Source organism: Rhodopila sp., assembly GCF_965276935.1.
Lineage (GTDB): Bacteria > Pseudomonadota > Alphaproteobacteria > Acetobacterales > Acetobacteraceae > Rhodopila.
Window position 1 is genome coordinate 913,839 of record NZ_CBDIBS010000003.1, and the last position, 20,120, is coordinate 933,958.

The 20,120-nt window shown below is 64.7% G+C and carries 26 protein-coding genes; 6 read left to right on the forward strand and 20 right to left on the reverse strand.

Annotation, left to right across the window (positions count from 1 at the left end; all coding sequences use genetic code 11):
• Positions 1-153: 153 nt before the first annotated feature.
• Entirely contained in the window at positions 154-465 is a 312-nt protein-coding gene (locus ACQY4S_RS12040; protein ID WP_428485442.1) for a hypothetical protein, read from the forward strand.
• A gap of 192 nt (positions 466-657) precedes the next feature.
• Here ACQY4S_RS12040 and moaC read toward each other — a convergent pair whose 3' ends face one another.
• From moaC to ACQY4S_RS12060, 4 genes are read right to left on the reverse strand one after another with little or no spacing between them, the layout of a single operon-like run.
• Entirely contained in the window at positions 658-1,140 is a 483-nt protein-coding gene (gene moaC, locus ACQY4S_RS12045) for a cyclic pyranopterin monophosphate synthase MoaC (protein ID WP_428485443.1), read from the reverse strand.
• Positions 1,137-1,967 carry an indole-3-glycerol phosphate synthase TrpC gene (gene trpC, locus ACQY4S_RS12050; protein WP_428485444.1) on the reverse strand — a complete coding sequence of 277 codons (831 nt, stop codon included), beginning with the start codon at positions 1,965-1,967 and terminating at the stop codon, positions 1,137-1,139. The genes moaC and trpC overlap by 4 nt, the downstream gene beginning before the upstream one ends.
• A gap of 17 nt (positions 1,968-1,984) precedes the next feature.
• The gene (trpD, locus tag ACQY4S_RS12055) at positions 1,985-2,998 is read right to left on the reverse strand and encodes an anthranilate phosphoribosyltransferase (RefSeq protein WP_428485445.1); all 1,014 of its coding nucleotides are present in this window, start codon (positions 2,996-2,998) and stop codon (positions 1,985-1,987) included.
• A 6-nt stretch (positions 2,999-3,004) separates the two neighbouring features.
• A complete protein-coding gene (locus ACQY4S_RS12060) occupies positions 3,005-3,616 on the reverse strand; it encodes an anthranilate synthase component II (RefSeq protein ID WP_428485446.1) in 612 nt (203 codons plus the stop codon).
• A 257-nt stretch (positions 3,617-3,873) separates the two neighbouring features.
• Here ACQY4S_RS12060 and ACQY4S_RS12065 point away from each other — a divergent pair, with 257 nt between their 5' ends.
• Positions 3,874-4,542, forward strand: a complete 669-nt coding sequence (locus ACQY4S_RS12065; protein ID WP_428485447.1) for a sulfite oxidase-like oxidoreductase — start codon at positions 3,874-3,876, stop codon at positions 4,540-4,542.
• A gap of 219 nt (positions 4,543-4,761) precedes the next feature.
• Here ACQY4S_RS12065 and ACQY4S_RS12070 read toward each other — a convergent pair whose 3' ends face one another.
• The 3 genes from ACQY4S_RS12070 to ACQY4S_RS12080 form a co-directional block, all read right to left on the reverse strand.
• Positions 4,762-5,187 (reverse strand): Rrf2 family transcriptional regulator, encoded by a 426-nt coding sequence (locus ACQY4S_RS12070; protein WP_428485448.1) that lies wholly within the window; start codon positions 5,185-5,187, stop codon positions 4,762-4,764.
• Between the two features lie 15 nt (positions 5,188-5,202).
• Positions 5,203-5,751 carry a uracil-DNA glycosylase gene (locus ACQY4S_RS12075; protein WP_428485449.1) on the reverse strand — a complete coding sequence of 183 codons (549 nt, stop codon included), beginning with the start codon at positions 5,749-5,751 and terminating at the stop codon, positions 5,203-5,205.
• A 98-nt stretch (positions 5,752-5,849) separates the two neighbouring features.
• Entirely contained in the window at positions 5,850-6,455 is a 606-nt protein-coding gene (locus ACQY4S_RS12080; RefSeq protein ID WP_428485450.1) for an NYN domain-containing protein, read from the reverse strand.
• A 152-nt stretch (positions 6,456-6,607) separates the two neighbouring features.
• Here ACQY4S_RS12080 and folK point away from each other — a divergent pair, with 152 nt between their 5' ends.
• A complete protein-coding gene (gene folK, locus ACQY4S_RS12085; RefSeq protein ID WP_428485451.1) occupies positions 6,608-7,153 on the forward strand; it encodes a 2-amino-4-hydroxy-6-hydroxymethyldihydropteridine diphosphokinase in 546 nt (181 codons plus the stop codon).
• A 133-nt stretch (positions 7,154-7,286) separates the two neighbouring features.
• On the opposite strand, the gene ACQY4S_RS12090 is transcribed toward folK, so the two are convergent.
• Complete coding sequence (locus tag ACQY4S_RS12090) at positions 7,287-7,949, reverse strand: 3-oxoacid CoA-transferase subunit B (RefSeq protein WP_428485452.1); 663 nt, start codon at positions 7,947-7,949, stop codon at positions 7,287-7,289.
• Between the two features lie 16 nt (positions 7,950-7,965).
• Positions 7,966-8,649 (reverse strand): 3-oxoacid CoA-transferase subunit A, encoded by a 684-nt coding sequence (locus ACQY4S_RS12095; protein WP_428485453.1) that lies wholly within the window; start codon positions 8,647-8,649, stop codon positions 7,966-7,968.
• A 224-nt stretch (positions 8,650-8,873) separates the two neighbouring features.
• On the opposite strand from ACQY4S_RS12095, the gene ACQY4S_RS12100 reads away from it, so the two are divergent.
• Positions 8,874-9,302, forward strand: a complete 429-nt coding sequence (locus ACQY4S_RS12100; protein WP_428485454.1) for a GFA family protein — start codon at positions 8,874-8,876, stop codon at positions 9,300-9,302.
• A gap of 82 nt (positions 9,303-9,384) precedes the next feature.
• Here ACQY4S_RS12100 and ACQY4S_RS12105 read toward each other — a convergent pair whose 3' ends face one another.
• The 7 genes from ACQY4S_RS12105 to ACQY4S_RS12135 form a co-directional block, all read right to left on the reverse strand.
• Positions 9,385-10,554, reverse strand: a complete 1,170-nt coding sequence (locus ACQY4S_RS12105) for a mandelate racemase/muconate lactonizing enzyme family protein (protein WP_428485455.1) — start codon at positions 10,552-10,554, stop codon at positions 9,385-9,387.
• Between the two features lie 88 nt (positions 10,555-10,642).
• Positions 10,643-11,092, reverse strand: coding sequence for a protoporphyrinogen oxidase HemJ (hemJ, locus tag ACQY4S_RS12110; RefSeq protein ID WP_428485456.1), 450 nt, complete (start codon positions 11,090-11,092; stop codon positions 10,643-10,645).
• Positions 11,089-11,781, reverse strand: coding sequence for an HAD family hydrolase (locus ACQY4S_RS12115; protein WP_428485457.1), 693 nt, complete (start codon positions 11,779-11,781; stop codon positions 11,089-11,091). The genes hemJ and ACQY4S_RS12115 overlap by 4 nt, the downstream gene beginning before the upstream one ends.
• A 119-nt stretch (positions 11,782-11,900) precedes the next feature.
• Entirely contained in the window at positions 11,901-12,293 is a 393-nt protein-coding gene (locus ACQY4S_RS12120; RefSeq protein WP_428485458.1) for a PRC-barrel domain-containing protein, read from the reverse strand.
• A 50-nt stretch (positions 12,294-12,343) separates the two neighbouring features.
• The gene (locus tag ACQY4S_RS12125; protein WP_428485459.1) at positions 12,344-13,129 is read right to left on the reverse strand and encodes an enoyl-CoA hydratase-related protein; all 786 of its coding nucleotides are present in this window, start codon (positions 13,127-13,129) and stop codon (positions 12,344-12,346) included.
• Positions 13,129-13,980, reverse strand: a complete 852-nt coding sequence (locus ACQY4S_RS12130) for a prephenate dehydratase (RefSeq protein ID WP_428485460.1) — start codon at positions 13,978-13,980, stop codon at positions 13,129-13,131. Before ACQY4S_RS12130 ends, ACQY4S_RS12125 begins: the two co-directional genes overlap by 1 nt.
• Positions 13,977-14,753, reverse strand: coding sequence for a 3-deoxy-manno-octulosonate cytidylyltransferase (locus ACQY4S_RS12135; protein WP_428485461.1), 777 nt, complete (start codon positions 14,751-14,753; stop codon positions 13,977-13,979). The genes ACQY4S_RS12130 and ACQY4S_RS12135 overlap by 4 nt, the downstream gene beginning before the upstream one ends.
• Positions 14,754-14,930: 177 nt before the next feature.
• Here ACQY4S_RS12135 and ACQY4S_RS12140 point away from each other — a divergent pair, with 177 nt between their 5' ends.
• Positions 14,931-15,719 (forward strand): inositol monophosphatase family protein, encoded by a 789-nt coding sequence (locus ACQY4S_RS12140; RefSeq protein WP_428485462.1) that lies wholly within the window; start codon positions 14,931-14,933, stop codon positions 15,717-15,719.
• 73 nt (positions 15,720-15,792) lie between these two features.
• On the opposite strand, the gene ACQY4S_RS12145 is transcribed toward ACQY4S_RS12140, so the two are convergent.
• The 4 genes from ACQY4S_RS12145 to ACQY4S_RS12160 all read right to left on the reverse strand — a co-directional run bounded on the left by ACQY4S_RS12145 (position 15,793) and on the right by ACQY4S_RS12160 (position 18,875).
• On the reverse strand, positions 15,793-16,767 hold the full coding sequence (locus ACQY4S_RS12145; protein WP_428485463.1) for an alpha/beta hydrolase: 975 nt from the start codon (positions 16,765-16,767) through the stop codon (positions 15,793-15,795).
• A 7-nt stretch (positions 16,768-16,774) separates the two neighbouring features.
• Entirely contained in the window at positions 16,775-17,401 is a 627-nt protein-coding gene (locus ACQY4S_RS12150; RefSeq protein ID WP_428485464.1) for a ChrR family anti-sigma-E factor, read from the reverse strand.
• Entirely contained in the window at positions 17,398-17,967 is a 570-nt protein-coding gene (locus tag ACQY4S_RS12155) for a sigma-70 family RNA polymerase sigma factor (protein WP_428485465.1), read from the reverse strand. The genes ACQY4S_RS12150 and ACQY4S_RS12155 overlap by 4 nt, the downstream gene beginning before the upstream one ends.
• Before the next feature lie 284 nt (positions 17,968-18,251).
• Positions 18,252-18,875: a DUF1003 domain-containing protein gene (locus ACQY4S_RS12160; protein ID WP_428485466.1), complete on the reverse strand. Its 624-nt coding sequence runs from the start codon at positions 18,873-18,875 to the stop codon at positions 18,252-18,254.
• Positions 18,876-19,146: 271 nt separating this feature from the next.
• Between ACQY4S_RS12160 and ACQY4S_RS12165 the strand changes: the two genes are divergently transcribed.
• The gene (locus ACQY4S_RS12165; protein WP_428485467.1) at positions 19,147-19,998 is read left to right on the forward strand and encodes a polysaccharide deacetylase family protein; all 852 of its coding nucleotides are present in this window, start codon (positions 19,147-19,149) and stop codon (positions 19,996-19,998) included.
• The last annotated feature ends 122 nt before the right edge of the window (positions 19,999-20,120 follow it).

The following is a 20,120-nucleotide window of genomic DNA, read 5'->3' on the forward strand; positions in this document are numbered from 1 at the left end:
GCCTAAGCTTATACATTGCATCGAAACTGATCGCCGATTGCAATTAGGACGCTTGCATTGAGATTCCCTATTCAAGCATTCTTCGTGACCTTGGCGTTTACCGAACCGACAGCGTCTCAAAGTTTGGTGGTCAGCGTGCAGATGTAGCGATCTATGATCAAGGAAAAGCCCTCAGCAATTCTAGAAATCAAGATCATTGATGAGGGACGAAAGCCGAAGGGCGTCGTAGATGATTGGAAAAAAATCGCGCTGCTCCAACGGCATTTGGCGGACAGCGGCTTGCCTGGCCTTCCCGGTCATCTCGGCGCGCTCGTATGCGATGTTGCTGGAAGACCAACAGAACAGGCAGTGGAAGAGCTTACTCGAGATCTTGCGTTGGATCGCTCTGCCGTGGAGTGCGGAGCCAAGCACATGGCCTTGTCGCGCGGGTGGGAGTGGTTGTTCATCAGTGCCAAGCTATCCTGATTCGGTGTATCAGGATAAACGCGCAATGATCAGACCATGTATATCGTGATTAGCGTGCGCAGCAATATGGCAGCGAAAGTTCGGACCTGTCATGCGACTTTGACGGCGATAACAAAGGAAACCATCACGCAGTCAGACGAGTCGATTTGCTAGCGAATTCTGGTTTCAGGAGCGACCGAGTCAACAAAGCCCTCAATTCTGCGAAAACTCCCCCGACTTCCCGCCCGCCTTGTGCGTCACCCGCACCCCCTCGATGCGCATCGACCGATCCACCGCCTTGCACATGTCGTACACCGTCAGCGCCGCCACGCTGGCCGCGGTCAGCGCCTCCATCTCTACCCCCGTCTGACCGGTGGTGCGTACCGTCGCGGTGATCGCCACCGCGACCGCCGCCGGATCGGCTTCCAGATCGACACTGATCGACGAGATCGGCAGCGGATGGCACAGCGGGATCAGCTCGGCCGTCCGCTTCGCCGCCATGATCCCGGCCAAACGAGCAACGCCAAGCACGTCGCCCTTCTTCGCCGAACCGGCCTGAATCATCGCCAAGGTCGCCGGTTCCATCACCACAAGCGCCCGCGCCGTCGCCACCCGCGCGGTAATCGGCTTGGCCGACACATCCACCATCGCCGCATTGCCGGCCGCGTCGAAATGAGTGAACCCGCCGCCGCTCATGGCGCCGGACGCGCGTCGCCCAGCAGCTCGCGCACCGCCGCCGTCACATCCGCCTGGCGCATCAGGCTTTCGCCGACCAGGTAGCATTGCGGTCCGACAGCCGATAGCCGCCGCAGGTCGGCGGTGTCGCGGATGCCGCTCTCGGCGATCAGGAAGCGGTCCGGCGGCACCAACGGGGCCAGTTCCTCGGTCACCGCAAGGTCGGTCACCATCGTCCGCAGGTTGCGGTTGTTGATGCCGATCAACGACGTCTCCAGCAGCAGCGCCCGATCGAGTTCGTCCCGATCATGCACCTCGACCAGCACATCAAGGTCAAGGCTCACCGCGACCTGCTCCAGCTCCCGCGCACGCACATCCGACAGCGCCGCCATGATCAGCAGGATACAATCCGCCCCCATCGCTCGGCTTTCGTAGACCTGCCAGGGATCGATGATGAAATCCTTCCGCAGCACCGGCAAACTCACCGCCGCCCGCGCCGCCTTCAGATGCGCCGGGTGGCCCTGGAAGTGCTGCCGATCGGTCAACACCGACAGGCAGGTGGCGCCGCCCGCGGCATAGGCCATCGCGATGGCGCCAGGATTGAAGTCTGGCCGGATCAGCCCGCTCGATGGCGATGCCTTCTTGATCTCCGTGATCAACCCGTACCGTCCACTGGTCGCCGCCTCCTTCAGCGCGAAGCCGAACCCGCGCGTGGCACTGGCGCGCGCCGATATCTCGTGCCGCAGGGCTTCGACCGACCGCGCGGCCTTGCCGGTCACCACCTCCGCGCGCTTGTCGGCGCAGATCCGCGCGAGAACATCAGGCATCGAGTCGAAATCGTTTGGCATCGACTTTCCTCTTGACTTCAGGCCGCGCTTACGCGCCGCAGTGTCTCCAACGCCGCAAGGGCCGCACCGGATGCAATGGCTTGTTCAGCCAGGGCGACACCTTCGCGCAGGCTGCCCGCGCGGTCCGCCACGATCAGCGCCGCGGCCGTGTTGAGCAGAACCGTGTCGCGGTAGGCGCCAGGCGTGCCTTGCAACAACCCTTGCAACGCCGCGGCATTCAACGCCACATCGCCACCCCGGATTGCCTCGACCGGCGCGTTTGGCAGGCCGGCCTGTTCGGCATCCACAAGAAAGCTGCGGATCGCGCCATCGCGCAGCGCGGTCACGTGGTTCTGTCCAGCAACCGTCAGTTCATCCAATCCCATGCCATGCACGATCCAGGCTGACCGGTGCCCCAGCGCCGCCAATGTTTCCGCCATCGGCCGTGTCCAGTCGGAAGAGAAGACGCCTGTCAACTGCCGCCGAACCCGCGCCGGGTTGGCCAGCGGACCCAACAGGTTGAAGAGGGTGCGGGTGCCGAGCTCGACCCGGGGACCGGCCGCATGGCGCATCGAAGGGTGGTGGCGCGGGGCGAACAGGAAGACGCAGCCAGCCTCGGCCAGGATGGCCGGAAGCCGTTCGATCGGCACATCGAGGTTCACACCCAGTTTGGCCAGCACGTCGGCGCCCCCCGTGCGCGACGACAACGCGCGGTTGCCATGCTTGGCGACCGGCACGCCGCAACCGGCCACGACAAAGGTCACGGCAGAGGAGACATTCAGCGTGCCGGCGCCGTCGCCGCCGGTGCCGCAAACATCAATCGCACCGTCCGGCGCCGCGATCGCCGTCATCCGCGCCCGCATCGCGCGAACCGCGCCGGTGATCTCGGCAACCGTCTCGCCGCGCAGCCGCATCGCCATCAGCAGCGCGCCGATCTGCGCCGGCGTGGCTTCACCGGACATAATGATGTCGAAAGCGGCTTCGGCCTGCTCGTCTGACAACGTCTCGCCGGCGGCGAGGCGGGCGAGCGCGGGTTTCAGTGTGGTGGACACGGCCGGTCAGGCCGCATGGTCAAGCGGCGGCCGAACCGGCGTGTTGCCGCCGCGGGCGAGCGCCAGGAAACGCGCCAGGATGGCGTGGCCATGCTGGCTGGCAATGCTCTCCGGGTGAAACTGCACGCCATGGATCGGCAGGGTGCGGTGGCGCATCGCCATGATCAGCCCGTCATCAGTCCGGGCCGTCGGGACCAGCGTGTCGGGCAGCGTGTCCCGCTCGACGATCAGGCTGTGATAACGGGTGGCCTGGAACGGGGAGGGCAGGCCGGCGAGGATGTCCGTACCGTCGTGGGTGATGCCGCTGACCTTGCCGTGCATCGGTTGCGGCGCGCGGATCACCGCGCCGCCGAAGGCCTGGCCAATCGCCTGATGACCGAGGCACACGCCCAGCAGCGGAATGCGTCCCGCCGCCGCCGCGATCAGGTCGAGGCAGATGCCGGCTTCCGTCGGCGTGCATGGCCCTGGAGAAAGCACGATCGCCTCCGGCCGCATCGCCAGGGCCTGATCAACCGTCAGCTTGTCATTGCGCCAGACCTCGCATTGGGCCCCAAGATCGCCCAGGAAGTGGTACAGGTTGAAGGTAAAACTGTCGTAGTTGTCAATAAGCAGGATCATGTGGATCATCTTTGGTCCGGCGGCGGGCGCTGGTCAATCGGCGGAATAAGCCGGCATGGTCGATCCGGTGTTCGTCCGCCAGGTCACCACTGGGAACACGAATTTGGCACCGTCCTCGGTTGCGCCGACCGGCCCGGCCAAATCTCCGCGCTTGCAGTACCGCCAGCACCTTGCGCGGCATTCTGAGCGCATGCCGCCCTTGCGGCGCCGCATGAAACCGCCAGTCTATGCGCCAGCGAACAGGAAGCGAGGCGTGCATGGCGGACGAAGATATCCCGATCACCGGCAAGGCGCGGGACAAGCTGATCGAGCGCAAGCAGGACTGGGCGCGCCAGGGCCGGCTGCTGACCGGCACCACCGGCGACCCTGACCAAGACCGGCTGCCGCCCGGCCAGCGACTGGTGAAGGACTGGCCCGTGCTGGACCTCGGCGCGCAGCCTGACGTCACCGAAGCGAAGTTCCGGCTGGATGTCGATGGCGCGGTGGAGCATCGCCTGAGCCTGCGGTTGGACGAGTTCATGGCGCTGCCGCAGTCGGACAGCGTCTCCGACATGCATTGCGTCACCCAGTGGTCGCGCTATGACAACCGCTGGCAGGGCGTGTCCGCCCAGGCGCTGCTGGCGATCGTCCGCCCAGCGCCGGAAGCCAAGCACATCATCTTTCACGCCTACGACGGCTACACCACCAATATCCGCCTCGACCAGTTCGATCAGCCTGATGTCTTCCTGGTGCATCGATGGCAGGGCCAGCCGATCAGCCGTGAGCATGGCGGCCCGGTGCGCATGCTGGTACCGCGGCTGTATCTTTGGAAATCAGCCAAGTGGCTGCGCCGGATCCAGTTCACCATCAGCGATCATCCGGGGTTCTGGGAAAAGCGCGGCTATCACAACAACGGCGACCCCTGGACGGAGGAACGATACAGTTGACGTGACGCGGCGGGTGGTTTCGTCAGAGGCGTGATCGCCGGAGGCTGACCCTGTCAGAAGGCGTGAATTACGCTAGACCGCTTTCAGGCGGTACGATCAGCCTGAGAGCATTCTAGTGGTCCGATCCTGACGCTTGGTTTCCAAGCGTTAGGTGAATCGGCCCACCAAATCAAAGCCTAGTGGATAAATTAAACGGACCTATCCGTTGGATTTTATCCACTAGGAGGGCGACGTTTTGGCATCCGTCCGGTTTCCCTGAACCGCTTGCCTGACCGCATCCGGGTCACCCGCCAAGAGGTCCGCCAGGCTGCAATCGTCCAGCACCGCCATGAAGGCCGCCAGCGCCCGGGCCGTCACCTCAGCCCATGTGGTCCGCGAATCGGGCACGCAAATTCGCTCACTGCCGCGCACCACGCTGCCCAGCCGGATGTCGCCGGGTGGCCGTGCCAGGCGCACGCCGCCATGTGGGCCGCGCAAGGTCGTGACATCGCCGGTCGCGGCCAGATGCTGCACGACCTTCATCAGATGATTGTGGGACATGCCGCAGGCGCCGGCGATCTCGGCAATGGAAACGAACCTGCCCGGGGACAGCGCCAGATAGATCAGGGTTCGCACGGTATGATCGGAGAAGGTGGTCAGCCGCAAGGCCAGCCTCCGCTGTCAGTTTATCCGCGCCAGGATAGCGGCGACAACGGCTTCGAACATCGCCGCCGTCAGGCGGCCGGTGTTCGTATTGAGGCGGGAGACATGGTAGCTGTCGGCGATCAGCAGTTCGTCGGGCCAATCCCCCTTGGGCAACGTCCGCAGCGCGCCGTGCTGGAATGCGATGGAACCCGCCCGCAGGCCGCGCGCGCGCAGCACCGCCTTATGGGCAACGCCCCCCAACGCCAGAACCGCACGCAGATGGGGCATTGCCACCAGTTCACTGGTCAGGAACGGATTGCATGCGGTGATTTCCGCGGGTGTCGGCAGGTTGCCAGGCGGCACGCAACGGACCGCGTTGGTCACGCGGGTATCCCGGAGCACCAGACCATCGGCCGGATCGGCACGATAGGAACCCTCGGCCAGACCAAACTTGATCAAGGTCTGATACAGCAGCAGGCCGGCGAAATCACCGGTGAAAGGCCGGCCGGTGCGGTTGGCTCCACGCACGCCCGGCGCCAGGCCAACAACCAGAAGCCGGGCATCGAGCGGGCCGAAGCTGGGCACCGGGGCATTGTGCCATGAAGGATTGGCGGCTCGATTGCTGTGCCGATATGCAACCAGCCGATCGCAGCGGGGGCAGTCAGGCCCTGGAAGCGTCGGGCTCACGCAACGTCGTGCGGATCGGCATAAGGTTCCGCTGGCGTATTGCGCATCGTGTTGCCGCGGATTCGCGGCTCGGTCTGGCGGCGGGTGAACTCCGCGGCAATCTCCGCCAGCTCCAGAAAATCGTCGGCCTGGCGACGCAGCTCATCGGCGACCATTGGCGGACTGGTGCGCACGGACGATACGACCGAGACCCGCACGCCCTTGCGCTGCACCGCCTCAACCATTCGGCGAAAGTCCGAATCGCCGCTGAACAAAACGGCGTGATCGATTTTGTCCGCCAGTTCCAGCATATCGACGGCAATCTCGATATCCATGTTGCCCTTGACGCGGCGGCGGCCGGTCGAGTCGGTGAATTCCTTGGCCGGTTTGGTGACCAGTGCGTAACCGTTATAGGCCAGCCAGTCAGTCAGCGGCTTAAGCGGCGAGTATTCCTCGGTTTCAAGCACGGCAGAGTAGTAATATGCACGTATCACGCGTGTTTGTCTCTTAAAATACTCCAAGAGATTGCGGTAGTCGACGTCAAAGCCGAGGTTTCGCGAAGCCGAATAGAGATTGGCGCCATCAATAAAAAGGGCGACCCGTTCGTTTGGCAGAAAAGGCATCGGCTGAACCTTGCTATATTCGGTGAATGGAGGCGGACAATTGGCGTCAAGCCACGCCAACCGGCAAAACGTCAAAATACCGGTGCAAAGTCACTATAACCATCATTCGATTTTGTGAAAGCCGAAACGGTAGCGGTATGCATGCAAGAACATTGATATTCATCGCCGTGGGCGCGAATCTGCCTGATCCGGATGGTGGAACGCCGCTTGACACGTGCAGGCGAGCCGTTGCGCATCTTGACTTGTTGCCTGGTCTGCGCCTGTGCGGTCTTTCTCAATGGTATCTTTCCGCACCCGTCCCTCCCTCTGGACAACCTGACTACGTTAACGGCGTAGCCGCATTGCGGGTTGACCCCGCCGCGGTCATCGACCCGGCATGGCTGCTCGCGCGTCTGATGCTGATCGAGAAAGACTTCGGCCGCCAGCGGAAGGCGGCGAACGCGGCGCGAACCTTGGATCTCGACATCATTGCCATCGGCGACATGATCCGCTCCGAACCCGATCCGATCCTGCCGCATCCGCGCGCCCACGAACGCGCGTTCGTGCTCGCCCCCCTGGCCGACGTCGCTCCGGACTGGGTGCATCCAGTCCTCGGGCTGACCGCATCGGCGCTGCTGGCGAAGGTAGGAAGGCGAGGGCTCAGCCCGCCGCTTCCCCTTGGGACCCCGCCAAGGGCTGACGCCCTTGGAACCCATTAAGGCGACGCGGGGAGAGGGGGCGACACAATTGTTGCAACCGCCTCGGTCGCCCCCTCTCCCCGCGTCGCCTTATTAGCGGGGATCAAAGGGGCATCCGCCCCTTTGCGGGTCCAGGGCAGAGCCCTGGCCTGCCTTACTTCGCGTGCAGCTTCGCCGCCGTGCGCGCCTGCAGCGCCTCGAAGCTCAGGCCAGGGACGATGTCGAGCACGACGAAGCCACGCTCGGTCACCTCGACGGTTGCCATGTTGGTATAGATGCGCTTGACGGCGCCCGGCGCGGTAAGCGGATAGGAGCATTGGCTGACCAGCTTGGGCGTGCCGTCCTTGGCGGTGTGCTCCATCAGCACCCACAGGCGCTTGGCGCCGGCGGCCAGATCCATGGCGCCGCCGACGGCCGGGGCGGTGTCGTTCTCGCTGGTCGCCCAGTTGGCGATGTCACCATTGTCGGCAACCTGGAAGGCGCCCAGCACGCACAGGTCCAGGTGACCGCCGCGGATCATCGAGAAGCTATCGGCATGGTGGCAGAAGCTGCCCCCGGCGCGCAGCGTGACGTATTGCTTGCCGGCGTTGATCAGCCAGGGCTCGATCTTGTCCTTCTCCGGCGCCGGGCCCATGCCGAGCACGCCGTTCTCCGAGTGAAAGATCACTTCGCGGTCGGCTGGAACGAAATCCGCGATGGCGGTCGGCATGCCGATCCCGAGGTTGACGTACCAGCCTTCCGGAATGTCGGCGGCGGCGCGCTGCGCCATCTGCGGACGGCTAAAAGGCTTGAAGGCGGTCAGTTCGGTGGCGGACATGCAAGCGTCTCCTGTCTCAGAAGCCGGAGGGATCACCGTAGGGCACGTGCAGCACGCGGTCGACGAAGATGCCGGGTGTGACGACGTGATCGGGATCGATTTCGCCGAGTTCACGGATATGCTGAGCCTGCACCAGGGTCAGTTCGGCGCCCATGGCGACCACGGGATTGAAGTTCCGGCCGGCCTGCCGGTAGGTCAGGTTGCCCCAGCGGTCGGCCTCCCACGCCTCCACCAGGCCGACATCGCCTTTCAGCGCCTGTTCCAGGATGTAGGTGCGGCCGTCGATTTCCCGGTGCTCCTTGCCGACCGCCATCTTGGTGCCGACGCCGGTGGCGGTGAAGAAGGCCGGCACCCCGGCGCCGGCGGCGCGCATGCGTTCGGCAAGGGTGCCTTGCGGCACGATCTCCAGCTCGATCTTGCCGGCGCGGTACAGCGTCTCGAACACCACCGGATCGGAACTGCGCGGGAAGGAGCAGATGATCTTGCGGAGGCGTTCCAGCTCCATCAGCCGAGCCAGACCGACATGGCCGACGCCGGCGTTGTTGCAGGCGACGGTAAGCTCGGTGGCACCTTGCTCGATCAGGCCGTCAATCAGCGCATTGGGCTGCCCGACCGCGCCAAACCCTCCAAGCAGCACGACCGAGCCGTCCCTGATGCCAGCCATGGTATCGGCCAAGGTCTGGACGATCTTGTTGATCATGCGGGCGGTTTCCTCCGGCGGCGTTCGCTGATCAGGTGTAGCGCCGGTCGCAAGCGGTGCCAAGACGACGGCCAGCCTGTGTCCGGATCGCGCATCACCTGACGCACTATATCGACATCCCCTGGATGGACATGACAAAATCATCCGTCGTGATTCGCCGGCAGGACTGCACGCGTTGTCCAGGTAGATTGTTGACGCACCACAAGGTCAATCAGGGAAAACTCATGAGCAGTCCATACACCGGCCAATGCTTCTGCAGAGCTGTGGAAATCCGCGTCAGTGGAGAGCCCAACGCAATGGGCTACTGCCATTGCCGATCCTGCCGTTCCTGGTCCGGCGGACCGGTGAACGCCTTCACACTCTGGTCGCCGGAAGCGGTTCAGGTGACCAAGGGCAAGGAAGACATCGCAACCTACCACAAGACAGACCTCAGCCATCGGCAGTTCTGTCGGCTATGTGGTGGCCATCTGATGACGACGCATCCGTCCTTGCAGATGATCGACGTCTTCTCAGCCACCATTCCAGGTTTCACGTTCGTGCCGCAGGTGCACGTCAACTATGCCGAAACGGTGCTGCCAATGCGCGACGGGCTGCCAAAGCTGAAGGACTTCCCGGCCGAGTTCGGCGGCTCCGGCGAAACTGTTCCGGAATAACGAAAAGCACGCTCGATCTGCGACAGGTGCCGGCTTCCGACAATGACCAGGCGGAGCCTGCGCGGTGGGTCGGCGCGTGGCTTCAGGATGCCACTTCCCGCATGATCGCGTACAAATCCGACTTCGCTTCAAACCCGATCCCAGGCAGGTCCGGCAGCGTCACGAAGCCATCACGCACCTGAGTGCCGTCGGGGAAACCGCCGTATGGCTGAAACACGTCCGGATAGCTTTCATTGCCGCCAAGGCCCAGGCCGGCGGCGATGTTCAGCGACATCTGGTGGCCGCCATGCGGAATGCAGCGTTGCCACGACCAGCCATGCTCCTTCAGCATTGCCAGGGTGCGCTGATACTCGCACAGCCCATAGGACAGGGCGCAGTCGAATTGCAGCCAGTCGCGATCGGCGCGCAGGCCGCCATGGCGGATCAGGTTGCGGGCGTCCTGATGGCTGAACAGGTTTTCACCGGTCGCCATCGGACCGGGATAGAATGCCGCCAGTGCTGCCTGCAATTGGTAATCCAGCGGGTCACCGGCTTCCTCATACCAGAACAACTCGTAGTCCCGCAGCATCTTCGCGTAGGCAATCGCAGCTTCAAGATCGAAACGGCCATTGGCGTCGACCGCCAGGCGGGCATGCGGACCGATCTCCTTCAGCACCGCCTCGATGCGCCGACGGTCGTCCGCGATAGACTCGCCTCCGATTTTCATTTTGACAACAGTATAGCCGCGATTCAGATAGCTGCGCATTTCCGCGCACAATGCCGAATCGTCCTTGCCCGGATAGTAATAGCCACCGGCGGCATAGACAAAAACCTGCGGATCCGCCGCCACCCCGTTCCGTTCGGCCAGCAGCCGGAACAGCGGCTTGCCGGCGATCTTGGCGACCGCGTCCCACACCGCCATGTCGATGCTGCCAACGGCAACCGACCGGTCGCCATGGCCACCAGGCTTCTCATTCCGCATCATGCTGCCCCAGACCCGGTCCGGGTCCAGGTTGTCGCCGGTTTCGTCCAGCAAGGACGCCGGATCGGCTTCCAGGATGCGCGGCGCGAACCGCTCGCGGATCAAGCCGCCCTGGCCGTAACGGCCGTTGGAGTTGAAGCCGTATCCGACAACCGTTCTGCCGCCCCGCTGCACGTTGGTAACAACGGCAACCAGGCTGGAGGTCATCTTGCTGAAATCGATATAGGCGTTGCGGATGGGCGAGCTGATCGGCTTGGTGACCTCCCGGACATCGACGATGCGCAGCGGCATGATGGACCCTTCCTAGTGTCCTGCCCCCGAAGTTCGTCATAGCTTAATGACGGACGGAGGGGATAAGCAGGCCACTGAAAACAAAGAACTACGGCTTGACGATGACCATGATGACGATGACCACCATCAGCACCGTCGGCACTTCATTGGCAATCCGAAAGAACTTCTCCGGCTTGCGGTTGGCGTCCTGCATGAAGTCCCTGCGCCAGCGTGAGGACGCGCCGTGAAAGCCCGACATCAGGATCACGCAGGTCAGCTTCACGTGCCACCAGGTCGCGGTCCAGTCGACCGCGCCGGGGGTCAGCACCAGCAGGATGCCGAACAGCCAGGTGGCGATCATCGCCGGCGTCATGATCTGCTTCATCAGCCGGTATTCCATGACCTTGAAGCGTTCACTCTGCTCGCTGCCGCGGGCCACGCCGCAATGATAGACGAACAGACGCGGCAGGTAGAAGATCCCCGCCATCCAGGCAATCAACGAGATAATGTGGAAGGACTTGATCCACGGATAAAAGGCGCTCAGCGCGGCGATCGTCATGGGCGGCGGTCCAGCAAGCTGCGGAGCAGATCTGGTAGCGCGAACATCGAGGGGAATGGAAGGGCACCCGCCTCGCACAAGGCGATCCCGTCGCTACCAGCGGTGATCGCCAGGCAGGTCATGCCGGCGGCAATGGCACCGCGGACGCCGGCCAGCGAGTCCTCGATCACAACGCAGGCTTCCGGTGCAACCCCCTCGGCCGCCGCGGCCTGCAGGAAAAGGTCGGGAGCGGGCTTGCCGCGCTTGCCCTGGGCAATCAGGTCATAGGCGCTGTGGATGCGGCCGGCGACCATGGCGGACAGTCCGGTGCGGGCGAACTTGGCGGCCATCTCGGCACGCGTGGAATTCGACGCGATACGGAACGGCAGGCCGAGGGCGGTGGTGGCTTCCAGCGCCTCCCGCGCACCGGCAATGGGTTTAACCTCCTCCGCCATGACGGCCGTCACGCGCCGCACGACCTGATCGACCCAGCCGGCACCAAGACCCCTGCTTAGTTGCGCCTCCGCCGCGTGCTGAATGTCTGGAAAGGTCAGGCCGAGGAACATCCTGTGGCAGTCGACGGCGGACACCTCCCAGCCGACCTGACGCAGTTCGAGCGAGACAACCCGGTCGCACAACGCCTCGCTGTCGATCAGGACGCCGTCGCAATCGAAGATCACCAGGCGAACGGATCTGCTTGAACGGGACAACGCTACTTCATCCTCATCGCAGGCTCATCGTCATGACGGACCGAACCCTGTCCCCGCGCTCGCCCCGCCATGACATTGGCGGCCTGGTTCAAGGCAGCGCCTTCATGATCAGGCCAATGCTATCCTCCCGGCACGATGTCCCAGAACGGATGCACGCCGTAATACATGTACACATCCCGGCTCCAGGCATCATCGCCCCAGGTGGCCGTCTTCTCGTCGCTGTAGGACGGGGCGCCTTCCAGCGTCTCGCGATCGACATCGACAACATAACCGCCTTTCTCGGTATCGTACTTCAGCTTTTCCCATGGCAGCGGATAGTAATGCCCACCAACCCCAAGGAAACTGCCGAAACTCAGTAAGGCATAGGCGATCCGCCCACTGCGCTTGTCGATCATCACGTCTTCAACCGAGCCAAGCTTCTCGCCAGCCAAGCTGTACACGACCGTACCTTGCACCTGATCAGCACCGATCAGATGGCCGCTTGGATTCGCGGTGTCGTCTAAACTTGCCATGTGCGCCTCCTATTGCTCACGAAAGCCTGAACGCACACCGACGTGAAAGGTTACGCTGGACCGAACCGAGGCGCGCGTTTTTGCTGGAACGCGTCCAAGCCCTCAATGAAATCAGCCGATCGTCCGGCCTCGCCCTGCAGCCGAGCCTCGAGATCGAGCTGCTGGTGCAGCGTGTTGTGCGGCGCGGTGGCGAACAACAGCTTGATCGCGGCCAGCGCCTGCGCCGGGGCTTGCGTCAGCCGCTCCGCCATGGCCCCTGCGTCCGCCATCAGCGCGCTATCATCGGCCGTCTTCCAGATCATGCCCCAGGCTTCGGCTTGCTCCGCGCCAATGGCGTCGCCCAGCATCGCCAGCGCTCGGCCGCGCGCATCGCCAACCATGTGGCTGAGGAAGAAGCTGGCGCCGCTGTCCGGCACCAGTCCGATCCGGATGAACGCCTGCACGAAGCTGGCGGAACGCGCCGCCAGCACGATGTCGCAGGCCAGTGCTAAGCTGGCTCCGGCACCAGCCGCCACACCGTTCACCGCGGCGATGAAGGGCAGGCGGGAAGCGCGGATGCGACGCACGACCTCGTGATGCCAGGTATTGGCCAGCCTCTCCAGGTCGGGCGGTCCATCGGGCCCGGCAGTCACGTCCGACCCCAGCTCCTGGCCAGCGCAGAAGCCGCGGCCCGCACCGGTCAGCATGACCACGCGCGTGGCCGGATCGGCTTCGGCCGCCTCGATCGCCGCCAGCAGGCTGGTCAGCATGGCGCTATTCACCGCGTTCAGTTTGGCAGGGCGGTTCAGGATCAGCTTGCGCCAGCCGCCGTGGAGTTCGATCAGGATATCGTCCATCAGTCGCCCGATCCCTGCGCCAGCCGGAACGCCGCCATCGGATACACGCCGAGCACGCGGAGTTCGGAGGAAAAGAACGATAGTTCCTCCAGGGCGCGCCGCAATTCTGGCTGCTCGGGATGCCCTTCGACGTCGCAAAGGAACTGCGTGGCGGCGAACTCGCCGCCCAGCATGTAGCTCTCCAGCCTGGTCATGTTCACGCCGTTGGTGGCAAACCCGCCCAGCGCCTTGTACAGCGCCGCCGGCACGTTCCGCACCCTGAAAACGAACGTCGTCATCAGGTTTGGTGTCGCCGGATCCTGCGTCCCCGGCCGTGGCGACACGACGTAGAACCGCGTGGTGTTGTGCGCCGCATCCTCCACGTTGGCTCGCAGGACCTCCAGGCCGTAGATCTCGGCGGCCAGCGATGACGCTATGGCGGCCTCGGTCTTCTTCCCCCAGCCGGCGACGAGCTGCGCCGCGCCGGCGGTATCAGCCTCCACCACTGGGGCGAGATTCAGGTCGCGGAGGATGTGCCGCACCTGGCCCAGCGCGACCGAATGCGAATGGGCGCGCCGGAGGTCGGAGATCACCGCCCCCTTGACGCCAAGCAGGCAGTGCTCGACCCGCTGGAACTGCTCGCCGACAATGAACAGCCCCGAGTCCGGCAGCAGATGGTGGATGTCGGAAACGCGCCCGGCCAGGCTGTTCTCACACGGCAGCATGCCAAGATCGGCGGTGCCGTCCTTTACCGCGTCGATCGCCGCTTCGAACGACGCGCAGGGCAACGTGGTCATCGCCGGACAGGCGCCGCGGCAGGCCAGATCGGAGTAGGCACCAGGAATGCCCTGGAAGGAAATCACCCCGCTCATGAAAATTCGCCCGGGGAAAATTCGCCCCGGGAAAATGCACCCTGGGGACGCAGCACGTCGCGCGCGCGCTCCAGGTCGGCCAGGGTGTCGACGCCGAACGGCGCGTGATCGACCCGGACGCAGGCGATGCGCATTCCGGCTTCCAGCGCGCGAAGCTGCTCCAGGCTCTCACGGCGTTCCAGCGGCGATTCAGGCAGCGCGACGAACCGGGCGAGCGCCTCCCGCCGGAAGGCGTAGATGCCGATGTGATGCCACAGCGGCCCATCGCCCCATGGAATCGCCACCCGCGAAAAATACAGCGCCGCCGACACCGCCCGGCCGCCATCAAAGGCGCAGGCAGCCTTGATGACGGAGGGCATCGCCGCCTCCTCCGCCGACCGGATCGGGGCGACCAGCGTGGCAATGTCGAAATCGGGATCGGACAGCGGCATCAGCACGGCGCGCAGGTAGGACGGCGGGATGGTCGGCAGGTCGCCTTGCAGGTTGACCACCACATCGTGGCGCGCCTGCGGATCGATCTGCCCCAGCGCCGCGTGCACCCGGTCGGAACCCCTTGGCAGGGACGGGTCGGTGGCAATCGCGGTGCCCCCGGCGGCCTGTATCACAGCCAGGATTTCCGGATCGCCGCAGGCCACGGCGACCGGGCCGATATCGGCCTCCCGCCCCCGGTCCAGCACATGCAGGATCATCGCCCTGCCATGGATGTCGGCGAGCGGCTTGCCGGGCAACCGCGTGGAGGCCATGCGGGCGGGAATCACGACGATGGGGTTCACGAGGCAAGCTTGTCCTGAGAAGCGCCCGTCCGATGGAGGGAGCGGTTGAAGAGCGGTATTCAAGTTCCTATGGTGCCGGGAGTTTACGGATGCGCACGATCCCGTGCAACGGCCGGCCGATGCCGCCGATCATGCCGACCGAGAAGGACGCCCCGATCCCGTGCAACCGGTTTCCCCGTGACCGCCGCGACCGATACATGGCTGGCGGCTGCCATCGCCGCCGCCGACGCCGCCGGCAACGTCATCCGACCGTTCTTTCGTGGCACGACGGCGGCCGACCTCAAGCCTGACCAGTCGCCGGTCACGCTGGCGGACCGTGATGCCGAACGCGCGATGCGCGCGGTGCTCGCCCAGCGCTGTCCAGACCACGGCATCCTGGGTGAGGAATACGGCCTCACCGGGTCTGACTCCCGGTTGCGCTGGGTGCTGGACCCGATCGATGGGACCCGCGCGTTCATCACCGGCCGACCGGTTTTCGGCATCCTGGTCGCGCTGCTGGATAGCGACACGCCGGTGCTGGGGATTATCGATCAGCCGATCACCGGGGAGCGCTGGATCGGCGTTGCCGGACGCCCCACCGTATTTTCCGGACCACTCGGCGGACGCATCGGCACCAGGGCGTGCGGCGACTTGGCGCACGCCGAATTGTCCTGCACCAGCCCGGAGATGCTGGGCGAGGATTTGCCGCGCTGGCGTCGCGTGGCCGCGCGGGTGCGGCGCAACACCTGGGGCGGTGATTGCTACGCCTATGGCCTACTGGCCTTGGGCCAGATCGATGTGATCGTGGAGTGTGACCTGAAGCCCTGGGATTGGGCAGCCTTGCTGCCCGTGGTGGAAGGCGCCGGCGGCCGGATGACCGACTGGCAGGGGAACCAGCCGAGGATGAACGGGGATGGGCGGATCATCGCCGTCGGCGATCCAGCACTTTTGCCATCAGTCGTGGCCGCGCTGGATGCCCGCGAATAAGCCCGTGACTGCTCAAGGTTGCATCCAACCAGTGTCCGAGCCTCAACCGATCCGGTTCAATGGACCGCAGAGATCACGGCACTAAACCACGTATTCCAGCAACGCCACCCATCGGTCGGGCACCCCGGCCTTTCCCGGTCTTGGCCAACTCGTCAGCCGGTGCCGTGCCCAAGACCAAGGCTCGTCCGTCATGCTGGTCCAAGAACGCCGTCACGTCCCGCAGTACCGGAGCAAACCAGCGCAGCGGGCCGGCGATCGCGCCCAGAATCATCGGATGGCCAATGCCAGGATACAGTTTCTCCTCCACCCGGCCGCCGTCGCGGCGGATCGCGGCAGCCAGATGTTCAGTATTGCTCGGCCGTACGGTGGTGTCGTCGGTGCCGGCGGCCAGGAACATCGGCGGGGCATCGCCGCGGGCGAAGGTGATCGGCTGCGTCAGTCGCAGGTCTCCGGCGGGGGCAAAGATGTCTTCCAGTTCAGGATCATGCAGCGGCAGGAAATCGTATGGACCCGCCAAGCCGACCATGCCGGCGATGTCGCGGTCGGGATCCAGCCCGTCGGCCCGCAGCCACTGCTTGTCCAGGGTCAGCATCGCCGCGATGTGCGCGCCGGCGGAATGGCCCATTAGAAACAGCCGATGCGGATCGCCGCCATAGCGGGAAATATTTGCCCGAGTCCAGGCAACGGCGGCGGCGGCATCCTGAATGAACACCGGAAACCGCACCTGCGGGAACAGCCGGTAATCGGGCACGACAGTCAGGAAGCCCCGCGCCGCCAATGTCGCCGCGACGAAGCGGTACATCGACTTGTCGCCATCCTTCCAACCGCCGCCATAGATGAACACCACGACCGGCGCACCGGCCGCCTGATCCGCTGTCTTCGCATCATGGTCGGGCGCATAGATATCCAGCGTCTGCCTCGGCCCCGGCGCGTAGGGGACATCGTGCGTCACGGCAATTCCCGCACGCGGCGCCAGGGCATTCAGCACCGAGACAGGCGAACAACCGGCCACGCCCATCACGATGACCGCCGCCAGCAGACCACGCATGTGCGGCCTACAGGCCCACCAGGCGCTGCGCCAGGCCGAGGAAACCACGCAGCCGCATCCCCTCAGTGGCGATGACGCAAAGACACGGATCGGTTCCGATCACGATCGGGGGATGGTCGTGATCAACCTCCGGTTCGGCCAGATCGCCGGCGATGTAGGCTTGGCCGCCGTCGGCGAAGGAACCGGACAACAGGCATGTCAGTTCCAGTCCGTCATGCCCGTGCCGCGGCAGCGACCGGCCGGGCTGCGCCAGGATCAATCCACCCCAGGCCGCGCCCGTGACGCGCAGCGGCCGCCAGCGGACACCGATCCCGATCGGCCACCAGCGCTCGCCCAGCGGCACGCGGTCCAGTGGGGCACGCAATTCGGGGTTGACGACCGGCGGAACCGGCGCCGGCTTCGGCTCACGCGCCAGCAGCCGATCCAGCGCCGCGGCATCAGCAAGCTCAGGCGACAACGCTATCGGTTGGATCTCTTGCAGCAAGGCACCGCCCACTGCTTCCAGGTCCGCAAGAGCCTGTCGACAGGCGGGACAATAGGTCAGATGGGTTGCCAACACGATCGCCAGCGCCTCCGGCAACGTGCCGGTGGCATACGACAACAAGGTCGTGTCGCTGGGATGATGAGTGATCACGTCAAATCCTCAAGCGCCGACCGCAGCCGGTTCATCGCGAGCCGCAAGCGGGATTTGACCGTTCCCAGTGGAATACCAAGCTCCTTTTCAATGTCGGCATGCGCCTTTTCCTCATAGAACGCCTTGTGAACGACGGCGGCCTGTTCAACGGGAAGCCGGCTGAGCGCAAACTTGATGCGAGTCTCGCGTTCGGCGATGTCGAGCGCGCGGTCGGCGGGTTCGGCCGGCTCCGGCTCGTCGGCCGGATCAAGCAGCAGCGTGCTGGGGTGGCGTTCCCGCCGCATGGTGTCGATCCGCAGGTTGCGGGCGATGGTGAAGATCCAGGTCGTGGCGCCGGCTCGTGCCGGATCGAACAGCGCGGCCTTGCGCCAGACGATCAGCATGGTTTCCTGCGCCATCTCCTCCGCAGCCGTGGGGCTGGCACCGGCGCGCAGCATCCACGCCTTCACCCGCGGCGCGAAATAGCGGAACAGTTCGCCAAACGCCGCACGGTCCTGCCGCAGGGCGATGGCCTGGATCAGCACTGGGTGGTCCAGCCTGTCCGGCGGCGCGGTCGGTTTTGTCATCCCTCCGACGAATAGGCCGCGGTGGAACGCAAGCACCACCCCCCGCGACGCGGACCTGATCGAACCGGCCCGTCTTGGCGCGACCGGGCGGCCGGATGGCCCGCGGTAAGGTTCAGGCCGGAGATATGTTGCATTCACGAACCCTATTACGTGCCGCGGCAACGAATGGATCACGTTCAACCAAGGCAATCCACTTCTTGGCACATGGCGTATCAGCCATGCAACGGCAACTCGATATCCGGGAAAGGTCGCGGCGGTGGCCAGATCCCCGACGGCGGTTCATGTCAATCTGAGGTTTCTTCTTGAGTCCGAACGTCGTGGACGGCAAGCAGATCAAGATCAGCGTCGGCCGGGGTCATGAGTTCCTCCGCAAGCGGCGCATCCTCGCTCTCCTTGATCGCATCCAGCACAGCCTGAGGATCGGCCGCCACCGCCATCGCGGCCGCCTCCTCGTCGATGCGATTTTTCAGCATGGGATTGTCGCGGCGCATCTCCTCCAGCAGCGCGATGATCTTCGCCGACTTCTGCTCGCTCAAGATTGCAAGCTCCAGGGTCAACTGCTCGCGATATCCTGCAAGCTGATCCTCGCGGCGCTGCGTCGTCAGGATGAGGACCGTGACGTAAAGCGCCAGCAGTCCCAAGGCACCCTGGAGCCAGGCGGAGGGTGGTTCATCCCAGGGCGGCTTCCCAGACAGCGCCGCCAACAGGTTGCCGGCAATCCACAGCGCGATGATCCCCGTCAGGGCACCAATAAATCGGGGCCGGCCAATCCAGGCCGTCAGGCGCTCGACCAGCCGCTGCAGCGCGCCCGCCTCCTGATGATGGGCGGCGTGCAACTTGGCGATCGCCTGGATCGTATCCTCGATATGGGCAGGGAGGATAGGCGTCTCGTCAACCATGCGGTTCATGCTCTCGTTGGAGTAAGCGCGGCCACACCGCCCGCCACGGCCATACCCCGTTAGGCAAGATCAGGCGGCGCGTCATCAACAATTGCGTTCGAGATTGCGTGAAACCGTCCAGCCGGCACTGCGCCGCTGCTGCTGTGTCGGGCAGCGGAACGTCCTCGGCGAGCCGCATCGTTTTGATGGAGCCTGTCGCATCCCGCCCCCTGTCACGGCAACGCCTACCGGGCCTGCCCGTTGCTGACACAGGAAAACCCGCCGCCACGGAAAGCACACGATGAAGCAACCTGAAATACCAGCAAGCTGGCCGCTGGATCGTCCGCTGGCGGTATCCGTCAACGTCATGCTGGAAGGCTGGGCCGCGCCCGATGCGCCGGGCATTGGGCCAATGGGCAATCCGCTGAAGCCCGGCGTGGTTGACCTTCAGGCGCGATCCTGGGCGGACTACGGCGCCAAGGTCGGCGCCTGGCGCCTGCTCGATCTGCTCGATCGCGAGGCAGCGCGGGCGGTGTTCTACACCTCCGGCGTTGTGGCGGAGCAGTATCCCGATCTGGCGGCCGCCATCACCCGCCAGGGACACACCGTCGCGGCGCATGGCTGGAGTCAAGGCGCCCTGCCGCCCTACCTGACACGGCAACAGGAGGAAGCTGACATCGCCCGCTGTGTCCGGGTACTGACCAAGACCGCCGGCGCGCCTCCAGCTGGATGGCTCAGCCCGCGTTGCACGCCCAGCGAACGGACCTCGGCGCTGCTGGCGGCGCAAGGATTCGCCTGGCACGCCGACATCTTCGACTCCGACCTGCCGTATCAGATCGCCACGCCAGCCGGCCGCCTGATCGGGATGCCATTCACCATGGAGGTGAACGACATGCCGCTGTATGTTCGCTACGGCAATGAGCCGGATGCCTTCCCCCGGACACTGACGAAAATCGTCGAGGGCTGGCCACGCCTGGGCCGTCCGTACGGCTGCCTGGACATCACCTTGCACGCCCATGTGTTCGGCCGTCCATACGGCGCGCTGGCGTTCCTCGATGCCCTTGCCGTGGTAAAAGCCAGTCCGCATTGCTGGCTGACCAACCATGCACAACTGGCGGCGGCGTGGAGCGGACAGGAACGGAATAGCGGGTGACCGAGGCCGGGTCTTCATGGCCCTGTAGCCGACGTTGCCGCGCCGACCATCGCTGGACCCACCGGTTGACCAAAATTCGGTTGATCGGCGGTGCCGGTGCATGGTCGATCATTGTATCGTGC